The sequence below is a fragment of the Ruegeria sp. CDSA236 genome (assembly GCF_059611285.1).
In genome coordinates this window covers 178,470-194,333 of record NZ_JBXWPG010000001.1, presented here as the reverse complement: position 1 = coordinate 194,333, position 15,864 = coordinate 178,470, and the positions used below count along the sequence as shown (strand labels likewise).

General features: G+C 55.9%; 15 protein-coding genes. 10 read left to right on the top strand and 5 right to left on the bottom strand.

Annotated features, from left to right (window positions below; genetic code table 11):
- Positions 1-31 precede the first annotated feature (31 nt).
- The 3 genes from AC2FLB_RS01025 to AC2FLB_RS01015 all read right to left on the bottom strand — a co-directional run bounded on the left by AC2FLB_RS01025 (position 32) and on the right by AC2FLB_RS01015 (position 2,959).
- Positions 32-862 carry an ABC transporter ATP-binding protein gene (locus tag AC2FLB_RS01025; RefSeq protein WP_142633769.1) on the bottom strand — a complete coding sequence of 277 codons (831 nt, stop codon included), beginning with the start codon at positions 860-862 and terminating at the stop codon, positions 32-34.
- Positions 859-1,647, bottom strand: coding sequence for an ABC transporter ATP-binding protein (locus tag AC2FLB_RS01020; RefSeq protein ID WP_271947144.1), 789 nt, complete (start codon positions 1,645-1,647; stop codon positions 859-861). The genes AC2FLB_RS01025 and AC2FLB_RS01020 overlap by 4 nt, the downstream gene beginning before the upstream one ends.
- Before the next feature lie 130 nt (positions 1,648-1,777).
- A complete protein-coding gene (locus AC2FLB_RS01015; protein WP_142633772.1) occupies positions 1,778-2,959 on the bottom strand; it encodes an ABC transporter substrate-binding protein in 1,182 nt (393 codons plus the stop codon).
- A 153-nt stretch (positions 2,960-3,112) separates the two neighbouring features.
- Here AC2FLB_RS01015 and AC2FLB_RS01010 point away from each other — a divergent pair, with 153 nt between their 5' ends.
- Entirely contained in the window at positions 3,113-4,210 is a 1,098-nt protein-coding gene (locus tag AC2FLB_RS01010; protein ID WP_496708456.1) for a PQQ-dependent sugar dehydrogenase, read from the top strand.
- Here the strand turns inward: AC2FLB_RS01010 and AC2FLB_RS01005 are convergent.
- Positions 4,207-5,211, bottom strand: a complete 1,005-nt coding sequence (locus AC2FLB_RS01005) for a GlxA family transcriptional regulator (RefSeq protein WP_496691228.1) — start codon at positions 5,209-5,211, stop codon at positions 4,207-4,209. The genes AC2FLB_RS01010 and AC2FLB_RS01005 overlap by 4 nt on opposite strands.
- A gap of 169 nt (positions 5,212-5,380) precedes the next feature.
- On the opposite strand from AC2FLB_RS01005, the gene AC2FLB_RS01000 reads away from it, so the two are divergent.
- Positions 5,381-6,751: a class II 3-deoxy-7-phosphoheptulonate synthase gene (locus AC2FLB_RS01000; RefSeq protein WP_142633778.1), complete on the top strand. Its 1,371-nt coding sequence runs from the start codon at positions 5,381-5,383 to the stop codon at positions 6,749-6,751.
- A 73-nt stretch (positions 6,752-6,824) separates the two neighbouring features.
- Here AC2FLB_RS01000 and AC2FLB_RS00995 read toward each other — a convergent pair whose 3' ends face one another.
- Positions 6,825-7,499, bottom strand: coding sequence for a PAS domain-containing protein (locus tag AC2FLB_RS00995; protein ID WP_496708455.1), 675 nt, complete (start codon positions 7,497-7,499; stop codon positions 6,825-6,827).
- 243 nt (positions 7,500-7,742) lie between these two features.
- Here AC2FLB_RS00995 and AC2FLB_RS00990 point away from each other — a divergent pair, with 243 nt between their 5' ends.
- From AC2FLB_RS00990 to pstB, 8 genes are all read left to right on the top strand, one after another.
- Entirely contained in the window at positions 7,743-8,633 is an 891-nt protein-coding gene (locus AC2FLB_RS00990) for a YicC/YloC family endoribonuclease (protein ID WP_281972091.1), read from the top strand.
- Between the two features lie 16 nt (positions 8,634-8,649).
- Positions 8,650-9,291 (top strand): guanylate kinase, encoded by a 642-nt coding sequence (gmk, locus tag AC2FLB_RS00985; RefSeq protein WP_142633784.1) that lies wholly within the window; start codon positions 8,650-8,652, stop codon positions 9,289-9,291.
- Entirely contained in the window at positions 9,288-9,812 is a 525-nt protein-coding gene (locus AC2FLB_RS00980; RefSeq protein ID WP_282027405.1) for a gamma carbonic anhydrase family protein, read from the top strand. The genes gmk and AC2FLB_RS00980 overlap by 4 nt, the downstream gene beginning before the upstream one ends.
- A 34-nt stretch (positions 9,813-9,846) precedes the next feature.
- Positions 9,847-10,893 carry a sensor histidine kinase gene (locus tag AC2FLB_RS00975; protein WP_496691232.1) on the top strand — a complete coding sequence of 349 codons (1,047 nt, stop codon included), beginning with the start codon at positions 9,847-9,849 and terminating at the stop codon, positions 10,891-10,893.
- Positions 10,894-11,088: 195 nt separating this feature from the next.
- Positions 11,089-12,129, top strand: a complete 1,041-nt coding sequence (locus tag AC2FLB_RS00970; protein WP_142633790.1) for a substrate-binding domain-containing protein — start codon at positions 11,089-11,091, stop codon at positions 12,127-12,129.
- 78 nt (positions 12,130-12,207) lie between these two features.
- Positions 12,208-13,680, top strand: a complete 1,473-nt coding sequence (gene pstC / locus AC2FLB_RS00965) for a phosphate ABC transporter permease subunit PstC (protein WP_271947131.1) — start codon at positions 12,208-12,210, stop codon at positions 13,678-13,680.
- Complete coding sequence (gene pstA / locus AC2FLB_RS00960; RefSeq protein WP_271947130.1) at positions 13,677-15,038, top strand: phosphate ABC transporter permease PstA; 1,362 nt, start codon at positions 13,677-13,679, stop codon at positions 15,036-15,038. The genes pstC and pstA overlap by 4 nt, the downstream gene beginning before the upstream one ends.
- 12 nt (positions 15,039-15,050) lie before the next feature.
- On the top strand, positions 15,051-15,848 hold the full coding sequence (gene pstB / locus AC2FLB_RS00955) for a phosphate ABC transporter ATP-binding protein PstB (RefSeq protein WP_142633794.1): 798 nt from the start codon (positions 15,051-15,053) through the stop codon (positions 15,846-15,848).
- The last annotated feature ends 16 nt before the right edge of the window (positions 15,849-15,864 follow it).

Here is a 15,864-nt window from a genome sequence, read left to right as displayed (position 1 = left end):
CGGGATGTTGAGCTCAAAATTTGCACTGTGCTCACCCCCCCAAGAAACTCTTACGAACTTCGGGATCGGCCAGCAGTTCCTTGCCCGTGCCGGTGTATGCATTCCGCCCTTGAACCAGCACATATCCCTTGTCCGCGATCTCCAACGCCTGACGGGCGTTTTGTTCCACCATCAGGATCGGCAACCCGGTGCGGGAAACCTCGATAATCCGGTCGAACAGCTCATCCATAACGATGGGTGAGACACCAGCGGTCGGCTCGTCCAACATCAGCACTTTGGGCTGGGTCATCAATGCGCGGCCCACGGCGACCTGTTGGCGTTGACCCCCCGACAGCTCTCCGGCGGCTTGGTTGCGTTTGTCTCGGAGAATGGGGAAGAGGTCATAGACCTGTTCCATCGTGTCTGAAAAGTCGTCACGACGGATGAAGGCACCCATCTCAAGGTTTTCTTCGACCGTCATCGACGTGAAGATGTTCGAGGTCTGAGGAACAAAGCCCATCCCCTTGATCACCCGATCCTGGGGCGACAGGTTGGTGATGTCTTCTCCGTCCAGTCGCACAGATCCCGCGCGGACATCCAGCATCCCAAACACGGCCTTCATTGCAGTGGATTTACCGGCGCCGTTGGGGCCAACGATTACAGCGATTTCACCGGCATCGACTGAAATCGTGCAATCATGCAGGATATCCGGGCCCTTGCCGTAGCCTCCGGTCATGGTGTCGCCGATCAGGAATGGGCCACCTTCGACGCGGTGCGTCTTTCCGCTTTTGCGATGTGCGGGCGTCATCGTGCCCATGCCGTGTGTATTGGTGATCGAGGCATCCTTGTTGCCGTGGTCATCCTGATAAGGATTATCGCTCATGCCCCGGCCTCCAGCTTGTCTTTGTTCTTGAGGCCGGTGCCCAGATAGGCTTCGATCACATGCTCATTGGCTTTGATCTCGTCCAGAGTGCCCTGGGCCAGAACCTTGCCCTCGGCCATACAAATGACCGGGTCGCAGATTTTGCCGATGAAATCCATGTCGTGCTCGATAACCACGAAAGTATAGCCGCGTTCCTTGTTCAGGCGCAGGATTGTGTCGGCGATGGTCATCAGCAGGGTGCGGTTCACACCCGCGCCGACCTCGTCCAGAAACACGATCTTGGCGTCGACCATCATGGTACGGCCAAGTTCCAGCAGCTTTTTCTGCCCGCCCGAGACCTGACCGGCCTTGTGATCGGCCAGATGTTCGATGGTCAGAAACTCCAACACCTCATCAGCCTTAGCCTTTAACGCGCGCTCTTCATTAGCGATGCGTTTGCGGCCGAACCAGGTGTTCCAAAGTGATTCCCCGGATTGCGCGCCGGGCACCATCATCAGGTTCTCTCGGCAACTCATCGAGGAGAATTCATGCGCGATCTGAAAAGTGCGCAGCAGACCTTTGTGAAATAGATCATGCGGTGGCAAGCCGGTTATGTCCTCGCCATCCATGAACACGCGCCCAGAGGTGGGCGGGAGCACACCCGCGATCACGTTGAACAGAGTTGTCTTTCCGGCCCCGTTCGGCCCAATCAGGCCGGTGATCGAACCCTTCTGGATTTCCAGCGATGCCCCATCCACCGCATGAAACCCGCCGAAATGCTTATGCACGTCCTCGACGACGATCATCTTTTCCCCTAGCCGCCGTTTTCGGCGTTCTTGTTTTCACACCCTCATTGAAGAGGTGCGGTCTTTTTTCACTGAAGCAGCCCGGACACAAGGTCCGGGCTGCTTATTTTCAGGTCTTCTTAGGTCAAAATCAACGGAAGTTGACGGTCTTGTTTTCGCCGTCAGTGACTTCGATCTCGCGATACGAACCTGCGCTTTCGCCGGGGCCGATCAGCTCAACGCCGGACGCGCCGACATAGTCGATGTCTTGACCTGCGGCCAACAGTTCCAGACCTTTGGCCAGCTCACCCGGATAGATCTTCTCTCCTGGAGCGTTGGCAACATCTAGGATCTTGCTGCCGTAGTCGGCCGGGTTGGTCGAACCAGCGGCCTGCATCGCCAGCATGAACAGCGCTGCGGCGTCATAGCTTTCAGGCGAATAGGGCGACGATCCGTCAAAACCGGCGGCTTCGGCCATGGCAAAGTACTTTTCAGCACCTTCACCACCTGAACCGGCGATCTGACCGAACGAGCCGTTCAGGTCGGGGCCGACATTTGCGGGCAGCGAGTCACCGATCATGCCGCCGGGCAAGCCGAACGTGTCGAATGCACCGCTGTCCAGTGCCGACTGAATGATGCCCAGTCCGCCCTGATCCAGATACCCGGCAACAACCAAAATGTCGCCGCCGGCCGAGGCCAGCGCGCCGACTTCGGCCGAATAGTCTGCTTTGCCATCTTCATGCGCGGCCACGATCGTGACCTCGCCACCCGATGCCTCGAACGAGGACTGGATCGCGTCTGCCAGACCCTTGCCATAGTCATTGTTGGTGTAGGTCAGCGCGATTGAGGTGATACCACGATCATTCAGGATATCCGCCATAACCTGACCTTCACGCGCATCCGACGGGGCGGTGCGGAAGAACAGGCCGTTGTCCTCCATGGTCGACAGACCAGGCGAGGTGGCCGAGGGTGAGATCATCACCATCCCGTTCGGGATCGCGACGTTCTGCAGGATCGCACCGGTCACGCCAGAGCAGTCGCCGCCGATGATGCCGGCAACACCGTCGGCAATCATGCGTTCACCGTTCGAGGTGGACAGACCGTTATCGATACAGCCGGTATCAGCGCGCGATGCGGTGACGGTCGAGCCATCCAGCAGTTTGCCGGATTCGGTGACTTCGGCCATCGCCATCTCGGCGCCTGAACCCATTGCGGGTGCCAGCGATTCAATCGGTCCGGTAAAGCCGAACAGAACACCCAATGTGACGTCTTCGGCCATAGCTGCGCCCGAAAGAAGGGCGGTTGCTGCAGTTGCTGTAAGCAGCTTTTTCATATGGTTACTCCCAGTTGTGAACGTATTCGTTCTGGGCACGACCCTAGGCAAGCTGTTCGAAAAAGAAAAGTCCTAACGCAAACGTGTTTTTGTGGCGCACAGTTCTAGTTGTTCAGATGTGCCCGGCGCGGTGTTTTCGGTAAGGAGAACGAGATGTTTAGACTAGCTTTGATCTTCATCTTATCTGTTGTTTCAGGGTTGGCAGGGGCAGAATCGCTAACTACCAACTCCGGATCGGCGCGTGTGACGGCGATGGTGAAGGGGCTCGATACGCCCTGGGCAGTCGGCATCCTGCCTGACATGTCCTTTCTGGTAACTGAGCGCGACGGTGATCTTCTGTTCGTGTCGGAGGGAAACATAGTTCGCGTCAAAGGCACTCCCAATGTGGTTGCAAAGGGGCAGGGCGGTTTGCTGGACGTAACCGTTGCCAGGGATTTTTCGCAAAGCCGTGAGGTTTTCCTGACCTATTCCAAGCCTCAACCAAAGGGGGCAGGCACTGCACTTGCGATTGCGCGCCTGTCCGAAGACGGATCAAAGCTGACCGATCTGCGCACGATTTTCGAAGCTGAAAATGGTGGGGATTCTGGGCGTCATTTTGGCTCTCGTATTGTCGAGGCAAAGGACGGGACATTACTTGTCACTATCGGCGATCGTGGTGATCGCCCGACCGCACAGGATCAATCGAGTCACAACGGCTCGGTGATCCGTGTGAACCGGGACGGCTCGGTGCCGGCTGATAATCCATTTGTCGGACAACCGGGAATTCAGCCAGAGATATGGTCTTATGGCCACCGGAATCCCCAAGGTGCAGGGCTGGATGCACGGGGGCATCTATGGGTATCGGAACATGGAGCCAAGGGCGGTGATGAAGTGAACCTAATCCGGCCGGGGCGGAACTATGGCTGGCCGGTGATTTCCTATGGCAAGCACTATTCCGGACAAACAATCGGCGAGGGGACGGCGAAACCGGGGATGGTGCAGCCTGAATTCTATTGGGACCCTTCCATCGCCCCATCCGGCCTTTTGATTTATTCAGGCAAGCTTTGGCCCGAATGGAAGGGTGATCTATTCGTCGGGTCGCTCAAATTCGACTACATTGCTCGGCTTGAAGGCACTCCATTGACTGAGGTCGAGCAGATCAAGGGCCCTCAGACGGAACGCGTCCGCGACATTGTCGAGGCACCGGATGGATCAATCTGGTTTATTTCCGTCGGGCAGGGTGCTGTCTTTCGCATGACCCCCAGCGATTAAACAGACAAGCGCCCGCTTTGCGCACCGCGCTCACGATAGGGCGTGGTGTTGTAATGCGCCCGGTAGCATTTCGAGAAATGGCTAGGCGAGGCAAACCCGCATGCCAGTGCCACGTTGATCACGCTCATGTCGGTCTGCATCAGCAGGTTCCGGGCCTTATGCAGGCGCAGCTCCATATAATAGCGTTTAGGCGACCGGCTGAGGTAACGGCGAAACAGACGCTCTAGCTGCCGCGTGGACATGCCGACCTCTTTGGCCAGAATCGAAGGCGAGATCGGCTCTTCGATGTTTTTCTCCATCATCAGGATGACCTGGCTCAGCTTGGGATGGCGCACCCCAATCCGTGTTGGGGTCGACAAACGCTGTGTGTCCTGATCGGTGCGGATCGAGGAATAGATCAACTGATCGGCCACCGCGTTGGCAAGGTCTTCCCCGAAATCCTCGGCGATGATTTTCAGCATCAGGTCGATAGAGGAAGTGCCACCGGCTGTTGTCATCCGGTTTCCGTCAATCTGGAATACGGATTTGGTCAGTTCGACCTCATCAAATTCTTCGGTGAAACTGTCTGAGTTTTCCCAGTGAATTGTCGCACGCTTGCCATCCAGTAAACCGGCCTTGGCCAAGGTATAAGCTGCCGTACACAGCCCACCAATGCGCAATCCCCGGCGTGCTTCGCGGCGGACCCAGTTCAGAATTTTCTTGGTGGTAGCGGCTTGAACATCGACACCGCCGCAGATCAGCACGACGTCATCGCGCTGCAGCTCGGCTAGATCAGCGTCCAGTTTGAACTCGGTCCCGGCGGAGCATTTGATCGTCTCGCCGCCTTCGCCAGACAGGCTCCAACTGTAAAGCTCTTTGTCGGCCATGCGGTTTGCGATGCGCAGGCTATCCAGCGCGGATGCGAAACACAGCAGCGAGAATTTGTCCAACAGGACAAACACGAAATGACGAGGGCTGGCCGCAGTGGTTTCCACCGTGACAACTTGGCGTTGCTCTTGCATGGCGAGGTGTCCTTGATTCGGCGCCGTTTGACCCTACGTCCGGCGACAGATTTGACCGCCACCATGATCAAAGCTTGTTTGCGACGTCAAGAGGTCCAAATCGTATATGGCCTCTCATCAAACGTTTTTGTATAGAGGCGACTTGAATACTTCAGCGGAGATCAAAGCTATGACCGAATGGCAAAAAACGAACTGGCGCAACAAGCCCCGGGTTCAGATGCCAGACTATACCGACGCAGCCGCGCTGGCAAAAGTCGAGGCTCAGCTTTCGCAGTATCCGCCGCTGGTGTTTGCAGGTGAGGCACGTCGGCTCAAGCAACATCTTGGTGCTGCGGGGCGGGGTGAGGCCTTCCTGCTGCAGGGCGGCGACTGTGCTGAAAGCTTTGAACAATTCAGCGCGGATGCGATCCGCGACACCTTTAAGGTGATGCTGCAGATGGCCATGGTTCTGACCTATGGCGCAAAGGTGCCGGTGGTCAAAGTGGGCCGTATGGCTGGACAGTTCGCCAAACCGCGCAGCGCACCGACAGAGGTGGTGGATGGCATTGAGCTGCCCAGCTATCGCGGCGATATCATCAACGAGCTGGATTTCACGCCCGAGGCGCGGATTCCGAATCCGTCCAAGATGTTGCAAGCCTATACGCAGGCAGCGGCAACATTGAACTTATTGCGCGCCTTTTCGACCGGTGGTTTCGCCGATATGAGCCATGTGCATTCGTGGACACTCGGCTTTGCCGATGGCCAGGATGTTCAGAAATACTCTGAAATTGCTGACCGAATTCAGGATTCGATTGATTTCATGGGGGCTGCGGGCATCACCGCGGACACAACGCATGAATTCTCGTCGGTTGAATTCTATACCAGCCACGAAGGTCTGCTGCTTGAATACGAAGAGGCGCTGACCCGTCTTGATTCTACATCGGGCAACTGGTTGGCCGGGTCCGGCCACATGATCTGGATTGGCGACCGCACCCGTCAACCTGATGGCGCGCATGTTGAATTCTGTTCCGGCGTTCTGAACCCGATCGGTCTGAAATGCGGTCCGACGACATCTGCCGAAGACCTCAAAGTTTTGATGGCCAAACTGAACCCGGAAAACGAAGAAGGGCGTCTGACCCTGATCGCGCGGTTTGGTGCAGGCAAGGCGGGAGAGCATCTGCCGCGTCTGGTCAAAGCCGTCAAGGAAGAGGGCGCCAAGGTGACCTGGGTCTGTGACCCAATGCACGGCAATACGATCAAATCGGCCACCGGCTATAAGACCCGGCCCTTTGATTCCGTGCTGCGCGAAGTTCGCGACTTCTTTGGTGTGCATCAGGCCGAGGGCACGATCCCCGGCGGTGTGCATTTTGAGATGACGGGGCTAGACGTGACCGAATGCACTGGAGGTGTACGCGCTGTAACAGAAGAAGATCTGTCAGACCGTTACCATACAGCCTGCGATCCACGTTTGAACGCGTCGCAATCGTTGGAACTGGCCTTCCTTGTTGCGGAAGAACTGACAGATCTGCGCCGGAACCGCGGCAAACGCGCAGCCTCCTAACCACTTGGTCAGACGATTTTAAAAAGGCGGGTCTAATAGGCCCGCCTTCTTTACATTTAACACGCGTTACTCGTTACTTATCCCGTGATACGACCAATCGAAGGTGAGATCCGGGACGTTTGTACTCTTGTTGTTCTTCGGCAAATCCTTCGACAACAGGCTGAACCGGTTGTTGCGGTGCCTGTATTTCTGACACAGCACGCAGTTTATAATGGCTTACATCAAAGCGCCGGGGGGTTGCCCCAATCGCCCCGTCATTGACCATAACGCCAAGAACACGGCTGACATCGCCCAAATCGCTTTTCAGCGGCAAAAGGATCATTCGCGCCTGAAGATCCGTGCGCCCAAACCCACCGGTCGAGGCCAATTCAAGTTCAGCAATGGCAGGACCGGCAAAAACCTGTTCAAGGATCTCGGTAACCTGAGTTCGCGCGCTGGGTTCGAAAAAAGCGGTCAGAGGCATTCCCCGAACCTCCATACCCGCCAGTGTGTTCAAGTGACTGCCGGCCAGACGAAACCGGGCCAGACCGGGTGCAATGCGTTCAAGGATGAAGGTGTTAGGCAGGATATTCTCAAGCCCGCGCGGGTCGATCTGAGATCGCATAGGAACACCATCGCCGGACAGCAAGGCTGTCCAGTACGCTTCGGCCTGTCGTATGGGCGATAGACTGCGCCCACTGTCAAAACGATCCATTGCGACGATCTTTCCAAATTTAGTCCCGGAACCGTTACCGAAAAAGATCTTCATTTTCATCACCCTAACTGCAATCGACCGTCATTTTCATAAAATGCAAGATACCGGGAGCTTTTGCGCCTTGTCGGTACTTGCCTAGACGAGATTGGCACGGGTTGAGTCAATTTTGGAGTAATTCTTTAATGAATGGTTAACCTCTGTCCGACGCTGTCATTCTCAGCAAACTCTTGCCCTGCACACGAGGATGGCATTAGGTGCGGACAAGAACATTAGGCGGGCAAAGCGGAGAAGACAGGCATGATCAGATCCATGACCGGATTTGCCTCGGGCAAGGGAACACATGGTCCACATAGCTGGACCTGGGAGTTGCGCAGCGTAAACGGCAAAGGGCTGGATATGCGTCTGCGGGTGCCTGAATGGCTCACCGGGCTCGAAGCCGCGCTTCGTTCGCGGATTTCGAAAAGCCTGGGCCGGGGGAATGTGACGCTTTCGCTCAAGCTGAGCCGCGAGGAAACGACAGCCGATCTCGTGCTGAATCCAGTTGCGATGGCCGCTGCTCTGGATGCTCTGGCGCGAACGCAGACGATGGCAGAAGAACGGGGACTAGCGCTGGCCCCGTCGACGGCGGCCGAGCTTATTGCTGTCAAAGGCATGTTGGAAACCGGCGGGGATGCGGATGATCCGGCCCCCTTGGTCAAACATCTGACCGGCGCGTTTGACGATTTGCTGAGCGATTTCATTAAGATGCGTGAATCCGAAGGCCGGGCCCTGGCCGATGTGCTTGAGGCGCAGCTATCGCAGGTTTCAAGCCTTACGGAGCAAGCCGCCAAGCTCGCTGAAGAGCGCCGGGATAAAATCGCTGAAAACTTACAAGAAAACCTGCAGCGCGTGATGGATAATGCGCAAGGCGCGGATCCGGATCGGGTTGCACAGGAGTTGGCTCTGATCGCAGTCAAGTCGGATATAACGGAAGAAATTGACAGGCTGAAAGCCCATGTCACTGCCGCACGCGATTTGCTTGCACAGGATGCCGCTGTGGGGCGCAAGCTTGATTTTCTGATGCAAGAGTTCAACCGCGAGGCCAATACGCTGTGTTCCAAGGCACAAAGCGCCGATTTGACATCGGTTGGGCTTGAGTTGAAGGCGGTAATAGATCAGATGCGCGAGCAAGTGCAGAACGTAGAATAATGACAGGAGCGCCCTGATGGCGGATCGACGCGGCCTATTAATCATTCTGTCCTCGCCTTCGGGCGCAGGGAAATCCACGTTGGCCAAGCGTCTGATGCAATGGGACACGGATCTGGAGTTCTCGGTTTCGGCCACAACACGCGCGCCCCGGCCTGGGGAAGAACATGGGCGTGAGTATTATTTCCTGACAGAAGATACCTTTCGACAGCAGGTGTCCGAGGGACAGATGCTGGAACATGCCCATGTGTTTGGCAATTTCTACGGCTCTCCGGCTGGGCCAGTTCGCGAGTCCATCAATGACGGCAAGGACGTTCTGTTCGATGTCGACTGGCAGGGCGAGGTGCAGATTAGGAACTCGGATCTGGGCAAACACGCCCTGTCGATTTTCATCCTGCCACCGTCGATCCCCGAATTGCGCCGCCGACTGGAAAGCCGCGGTCAGGACAGTGAAGAGGTTATTTCCAAGCGGATGCTTAAAAGCTGGGATGAGATCAGTCATTGGGGATATTACGACTATGTGCTGGTCAATGACGATCTGGACGAGACCGAAGAAAAGCTGAAAACCATTGTCAGTGCCGAGCGAATGCGGCGTATCCAGCAACCCAAGCTTCAGGATCATGTCCGTACGCTGCAAAACGAATTCGAGGATCAGTCATGACCATCTATGCCCTTGGCTCTGATGTACCGGAAATCCACGAGGACACCTGGGTCGCCCCAGACGCCAATCTGATCGGCAAAGTCGTGCTTGAACAGGGGGCCTCAGTCTGGTTCGGCTGCACGATCCGCGCTGATCACGAAGAAATCCGGGTTGGTGAGGGCAGCAATGTTCAGGAAAACTGCGTCATGCATATTGATGCGGGGTATCCTCTGACCATCGGGAAGAACTGCACGATTGGGCATAAGGTCATGCTGCATGGCTGTACGATCGGGGATAATACCCTGATCGGAATGGGGGCCATCGTGTTGAACGGTGCCAAGATCGGCAAAAACTGTCTGATCGGGGCAGGGGCTTTGGTGACCGAAGGAAAAGAGATACCGGATAACTCTCTGGTCATGGGCTCACCGGGTAAAGTCGTGCGCGAGATCGACAATGCGACCGCCCAGAAACTGACCTTCAGCGCCTTGCATTATCAAGAAAACATGCGTCATTTTCGCGATACAATGCGAGAGCTATCCTAGCGTCCAACTGCGTTGCTAAGAGAACTGCCCCTTTATGACCAACGACCAACTTGAAGAAATTGTAACCGCCATCCCGATGCCCGCGCTGATGGTTGACCAGACGGAACGGATTATTGCGGTCAATACCGAAGCAAAGACGTTGTTGGGCCAGAATATCCTGCAGCGGCATTTCGCGACCATCCTCAGACAGCCGCAGGTTATCGAAGCGATTGAACAAAGCCTGCGCACGAAGGGAACGTCCAACACTCGGCACCTGTCCAATGACGGTGCCCAGGATACAACTTTCGAAGTTCAGTGCCGGTATATGAATGGGGTTGGTGCAGTATCCGGCGGTGCGTTGCTTGCTGTATTTCAGGACGTTACGCATGTTGAGCACGCAAATCAGATGCGACGTGATTTCGTCGCGAATGTCAGCCATGAATTGCGGACCCCACTGACGGCATTAATGGGCTTTATTGAAACCTTGCGCGGTCCGGCCCGAGATGACGAGGCTGCCCGGGATCGTTTTCTTCAGATCATGAACGACGAGGCAAATCGCATGAACCGGCTTGTCGGTGATCTTCTGTCTTTGAACCGCGTCGAAAGCGAAGAGCGGGTTCGCCCGAAAGAACAACTTGAGCTGACAGCACTTCTTAGATCGACCCTCAATTCTCTGCGCCCATTGGCAGATGGCGCGGATGTAGTGCTGAGCCTAGATGCGCCCGACGACAAAATAATGCTAGTTGGCGACAGCGACCAGTTGCTCCAAGTATTTACCAACCTGATCGAGAACGGAATTAAATACGGCGGCAGCGGTGGTCGGGTAGAAGTTCGCGTCAAATCTTCGGATCACGATACCGCCATGCGCGGTCCCGGCGTTCGCGTTCAGATCGTGGATAGGGGACCTGGAATCGACCCGAAGCATGTATCGCGTTTGACCGAACGATTCTATCGCGCGGACAGTCATAGGTCACGGCAACTGGGTGGAACCGGGTTAGGCCTTGCGATTGTAAAACATATTCTAAACCGCCATCGCGGCAGATTGCGGGTGGAAAGCGATCTTGGAAAAGGCACTGTTTTTACAGTGATTTTGCCGCGCTGATCGCTCGGATCAAACCAGTTGTCGGATCTGTTTTGTTTCTTTCACAGCATATGTCCCGTGGCGTATCGGCTGAAAATCCAAACGTGTCATGAAACCGTTACACACTTGTCACAAAAGGCTTACGCACGACTTTTAGAGGTTCGGCCAAGATCATCATGAGGATGATCCAGAAACATATTTCTCAAGGAGACTGAAATGTCCTTTGTAAAACTGTCGGCTTCGGTTCTGGCTATCGCTGCTGTTTCGGCCACTGCGGCCACCGCGCGTGATCAAGTTCAGGTTGCTGGTTCTTCCACCGTTCTGCCCTATGCTTCGATCGTTGCAGAAGCTTTTGGTGAAAACTTTGACTTCCAGACCCCGGTTGTTGAATCGGGCGGATCTTCGGCCGGCCTCAAGCGGTTCTGTGAAGGTGTTGGTGAAAACACCATCGACGTAGCGAACGCTTCGCGCCAGATCCGTGAAAAAGAGATCAAAGCCTGTGCCGAAAACGGTGTTACCGACATCATCGAAGTTCAGATCGGCTATGACGGCATCGTTTTCGCATCCGACATCAACGGCAACTCATTCGAGTTCACGCCGGAAGATTGGTACAAAGCGCTGTCCGCCCAGATCGTGGTTGATGGCCAGCTGGTCGACAATCCCAACAAGACCTGGGCCGACGTGAACCCTGCATTCCCAGCGCAGCCGATTGCAGCCTTCATCCCCGGCACCAAGCACGGAACGCGTGAAGTGTTCGAAGACAAGGTGATCCTGGCCGGTTGTGAGCATCTGGGTGACTTTGATGTCTACAAAGCTGCAAATGGCGACGACAAAAAAGCCGCTGAAAAAGCCTGTATAGCTTTGCGTACCGATGGCGTTTCGGTCGACATTGACGGCGACTATACCGAGACCCTGGCTCGTATCGACAGCAACAAAGACGGCATCGGCGTCTTTGGTCTGGCGTTCTACGAGAACAACACCGACAAGCTGCAGGTTGCGACCATGGCAGGCATCGTGCCTTCGACCGAATCCATAGCAACCGGCGAATACCCGGTATCGCGCCCGCTGTTTTTCTATGTGAAAAAAGCACATATCGGCGTTATCCCCGGGCTGAAAGAATATGCAGAGTTCTTCGTCGCTGATGAGGTTGCAGGCCCCGATGGTCCTCTGGCTGCATACGGTCTGGTATCAGACCCTGAGCTGGTCAAGGTTCAGGAAATCGTAGCCAGCGAAACCACTTTGGGCGGCGGTTCCTAAGCTTTCACACGACTGAACCGGGGCGGTGTCTACGCCCCGGTTTTCTTAAATCCACTCCTGCCGCTTGACGGAGTTCTCATGGCACTAACCTGGCTGCTGCTCATTTTGCTGGCGATTGCTGTTCTTGGCTATTTTGTGGGCCGGTCCCGCGCGATGGCCAGCGCGGACGGAAACCTGCGCAATCTGCACTCACTTCCATCCTATTACGGCTATAACGTTGCTTTGACGGCGCTGATACCGGGGTTCGTTTTGCTGGTCATCTGGTTGCTGGCGCAGCCCTTGATCGTTAGCAATTCTGCCTCGGGATTGCTCCCGGATTCGGCAATCCCCGAGGGGTCAACCCGCGGTTTGCTGATGAGTGAGGTGCGCCGAGTTGCCAACGGCCTGGACGGCGCGGTTGCCGCAGGCACCATGACCGAAGAATTTGCCCGCAGCGCGCATGAGGATTTTGCCGATGTGACAGCGCGACTGAAAGAGGCTGGCCAGATCATTACGCAAGAGGTAACCGCACCTATTCTGCTGGCGGCGCAGAAATATCGCTCGATGAGCGCAAGCGGAACCATTGCGATGCAGATCGCGGTTTTGGTTGTGACGCTGATCGGGGCCTCATTTGCCTATATCCGCACTCATAAAGAATTTCGCGCCCGAAATGTTGTCGAACAAGGCATTCTGGCGCTGCTGCTGCTGGCCGCTTCGATCGCAGTTCTGACCACAGTCGGCATCGTCCTGTCCATGTTTTTTGAAACGATGAATTTCTTCGAACTTCATTCGTGGAAAGACTTTTTCTTTGGAAGCACCTGGGCCCCGAACTTCCGGGGCGGAAGTGAACTGTCGATCCTCCCACTGCTGTGGGGGACTTTGTATATTTCTCTGATCGCTTTGCTGGTTGCGGTTCCGATTGGGCTGTACGCTGCGATCTATCTTTCCGAATACGCATCCGGCGCGGCACGGTCTGTGGCCAAGCCTTTGCTGGAAATCCTCGCCGGTATCCCAACCATCGTTTACGGTCTTTTCGCGCTGCTGACGGTCGGTCCGGCACTGGTATCTGTGTTCGGGCAGGGGGGAGCTTTGGGCGTTGGTTGGATGGCCAGTTCGAACGCTGTACTCACGGCGGGTCTGGTCATGGGCATCATGCTCATCCCATTCGTGTCGTCACTATCTGACGACATCATCAACGCGGTGCCCCAGTCGATGCGAGACGGATCGCTAGGCCTAGGCGCAACGCATTCCGAAACTGTCAGGCAAGTCGTCCTGCCGGCAGCTTTGCCCGGGATCGTGGGGGCAATCTTGTTGGCCGCCAGCCGCGCAATCGGTGAGACCATGATTGTCGTGATGGCCGCCGGTGCGATTGCCAAATTCTCGGGAAACCCTTTCGAAGCCATGACCACAATCACCACTAGGATCGTCAGCCAGCTGACCGGGGATACTGATTTCGCAAGCCCGGAGACTCTTGTGGCCTTTGCCCTGGGTCTGACCCTTTTCATCATCACGCTGGGGCTGAACATCTTCGCCCTCTATATCGTGCGCAAATACCGGGAGCAGTATGAATGACTGACATGTCCCAAAAACAAGACGCAGCACCTGCCGCTAAACACAAAGGGGCTTCGCTGTTCAATCAGGACACGCGAACCAAACGTCGCAATGCGGCCGAATCCCGGTTCAAAATGTACGGTATCGCGGCCATTGGTATCGGTCTTGTGATGTTGATTGTGTTGGTGACTAATATCGTCACCGCCGGTACGGGCGCTTTTCAGCAAAGCTTCCTAGAGCTGACGGTAGAGCTGAAGGCAGACAAGCTCGACAAAAAGGGCAACCGCGACATCGCAGATATTAGTAAAGTCTCGACCTTTGGATACGCGCCTTTGATCGCCTCAGCGCTGGAGGTTGAGGTGCAGAAACTGGGCATCCAGTCCGATCTGTCGCCCAAAGAGATGGGGCAAATCCTGTCCAAATCCGCACAGGCGGACCTGCGCAACTACGTCATTTCGAACCCGGATGAGATAGGTACGTCGGTCAGCTTCCGCTTTTTGGTGAACAGCCGCGTTGATGGCTATCTGAAGGGCCGTGTGACACGCCAGTCCATCGCAAATGACAAAAGCATCTCTGTCGCACAGCTGGACTTCGTGGATCAGTTGCGTGCTGCTGGTGTGCTGTACAAGGCGTTCAACCCTGACTTTATCTTCGGGGCGGACGCCTCCGATCAGCGGCCCGAGGCTGCCGGGATCGGAGTATCTATGCTGGGTTCTCTGTTCATGATGCTGGTCGTGTTGGCACTGGCCTTACCGATCGGGGTCGCCGCCTCGATCTATCTGGAAGAATTCGCGCCTCAGAACCGGTTTACCGATATCATCGAGGTGAACATCTCGAATCTGGCGGCCGTTCCTTCGATTGTATTTGGTATTTTGGGCTTGGCTGTGTTCATCAATTATATGCATTTACCGACCTCTGCGCCGCTGGTTGGTGGTCTGGTTCTGACGCTGATGACGCTGCCAACAATTATCATTTCGACCCGAGCATCACTCAAGGCGGTGCCGCCGTCGATCCGGGACGCTGCGTTGGGGGTAGGGGCCTCGAAAATGCAGGCGGTGTTCCACCATGTGCTGCCGCTTGCGGCACCCGGCATCCTGACGGGCACCATCATTGGTCTGGCACAGGCGCTTGGCGAAACCGCTCCGCTGCTGCTGATCGGGATGGTGGGCTTTATCGCCTCGAACCCGCCCGACGGGATTGTCGAGGGCTTTCTGTCACCAAACTCGGCCATGCCCGCACAGATTTACGAGTGGTCCAAGCGCGCGGACCCGGCCTTTTACGAGCGCGCATGGGGGGGCATCATCATCCTGCTGCTTTTCCTTGTCACTATGAATGCAATCGCAGTTATCCTGCGCCGCCGCTTTGAACGCCGCTGGTAAATGGGGGCCATTATGAACGATATGACACGAGTGGAGAGAACCGTGGACGCCAAAGACATCAAGATCGCCGCGAACAAGGTTCAGGTTTATTACGGTGAAAATCACGCCATCAAAGACGTCGACGTCAGGATCGAAGACAAGACCGTCACCGCCTTTATCGGCCCCTCGGGTTGCGGAAAATCCACCTTCTTGCGCTGCCTGAACCGGATGAACGACACGATCGACATCTGCCGTGTCGAGGGCGATATCCTGCTGGATGGCGAAGATATCTATGACAAACGCGTCGACCCGGTTCAGCTGCGTGCCAAGGTTGGTATGGTGTTTCAGAAACCGAACCCGTTTCCCAAGTCGATCTATGACAATGTGGCCTACGGCCCGCGTATCCACGGGTTGGCCAGAAACAAAGCTGAACTGGACGAGATTGTTGAGAAATCACTGCGCCGCGGCGCCATCTGGGATGAGGTCAAAGACCGTCTTGATGCGCCTGGAACCGGCCTGTCCGGCGGTCAGCAACAGCGCTTGTGCATCGCCCGTGCGGTGGCTACGGAACCTGAGGTCCTGCTGATGGACGAGCCGTGCTCGGCCCTTGATCCGATTGCGACTGCGCAGGTCGAGGAACTGATCGACGAATTGCGGTCGCGATACTCGGTGGTGATCGTTACCCACTCGATGCAGCAGGCCGCTCGCGTCAGCCAGAAGACCGCGTTTTTCCATTTGGGCAACCTTGTCGAGTTTGGTGAAACCGGACAGATTTTCACCAACCCCGAAGATCCCCGCACCGAAAGCTACATCACCGGCCGTATCGGCTGAACATAGGTATTCAGAG

Bases quoted from the DNA above. Each gene is read 5' to 3' on its own strand.
- AC2FLB_RS01025 (WP_142633769.1), bottom strand. From the start codon at position 862: ATGAGCGATAATCCTTATCAGGATGACCACGGCAACAAGGATGCCTCG.
- AC2FLB_RS01020 (WP_271947144.1), bottom strand. From the start codon at position 1,647: ATGATCGTCGTCGAGGACGTGCATAAGCATTTCGGCGGGTTTCATGCG.
- AC2FLB_RS01015 (WP_142633772.1), bottom strand. From the start codon at position 2,959: ATGAAAAAGCTGCTTACAGCAACTGCAGCAACCGCCCTTCTTTCGGGC.
- AC2FLB_RS01010 (WP_496708456.1), top strand. From the start codon at position 3,113: ATGTTTAGACTAGCTTTGATCTTCATCTTATCTGTTGTTTCAGGGTTG.
- AC2FLB_RS01005 (WP_496691228.1), bottom strand. From the start codon at position 5,211: ATGCAAGAGCAACGCCAAGTTGTCACGGTGGAAACCACTGCGGCCAGC.
- AC2FLB_RS01000 (WP_142633778.1), top strand. From the start codon at position 5,381: ATGACCGAATGGCAAAAAACGAACTGGCGCAACAAGCCCCGGGTTCAG.
- AC2FLB_RS00995 (WP_496708455.1), bottom strand. From the start codon at position 7,499: ATGAAGATCTTTTTCGGTAACGGTTCCGGGACTAAATTTGGAAAGATC.
- AC2FLB_RS00990 (WP_281972091.1), top strand. From the start codon at position 7,743: ATGATCAGATCCATGACCGGATTTGCCTCGGGCAAGGGAACACATGGT.
- gmk (WP_142633784.1), top strand. From the start codon at position 8,650: ATGGCGGATCGACGCGGCCTATTAATCATTCTGTCCTCGCCTTCGGGC.
- AC2FLB_RS00980 (WP_282027405.1), top strand. From the start codon at position 9,288: ATGACCATCTATGCCCTTGGCTCTGATGTACCGGAAATCCACGAGGAC.
- AC2FLB_RS00975 (WP_496691232.1), top strand. From the start codon at position 9,847: ATGACCAACGACCAACTTGAAGAAATTGTAACCGCCATCCCGATGCCC.
- AC2FLB_RS00970 (WP_142633790.1), top strand. From the start codon at position 11,089: ATGTCCTTTGTAAAACTGTCGGCTTCGGTTCTGGCTATCGCTGCTGTT.
- pstC (WP_271947131.1), top strand. From the start codon at position 12,208: ATGGCACTAACCTGGCTGCTGCTCATTTTGCTGGCGATTGCTGTTCTT.
- pstA (WP_271947130.1), top strand. From the start codon at position 13,677: ATGACTGACATGTCCCAAAAACAAGACGCAGCACCTGCCGCTAAACAC.
- pstB (WP_142633794.1), top strand. From the start codon at position 15,051: ATGAACGATATGACACGAGTGGAGAGAACCGTGGACGCCAAAGACATC.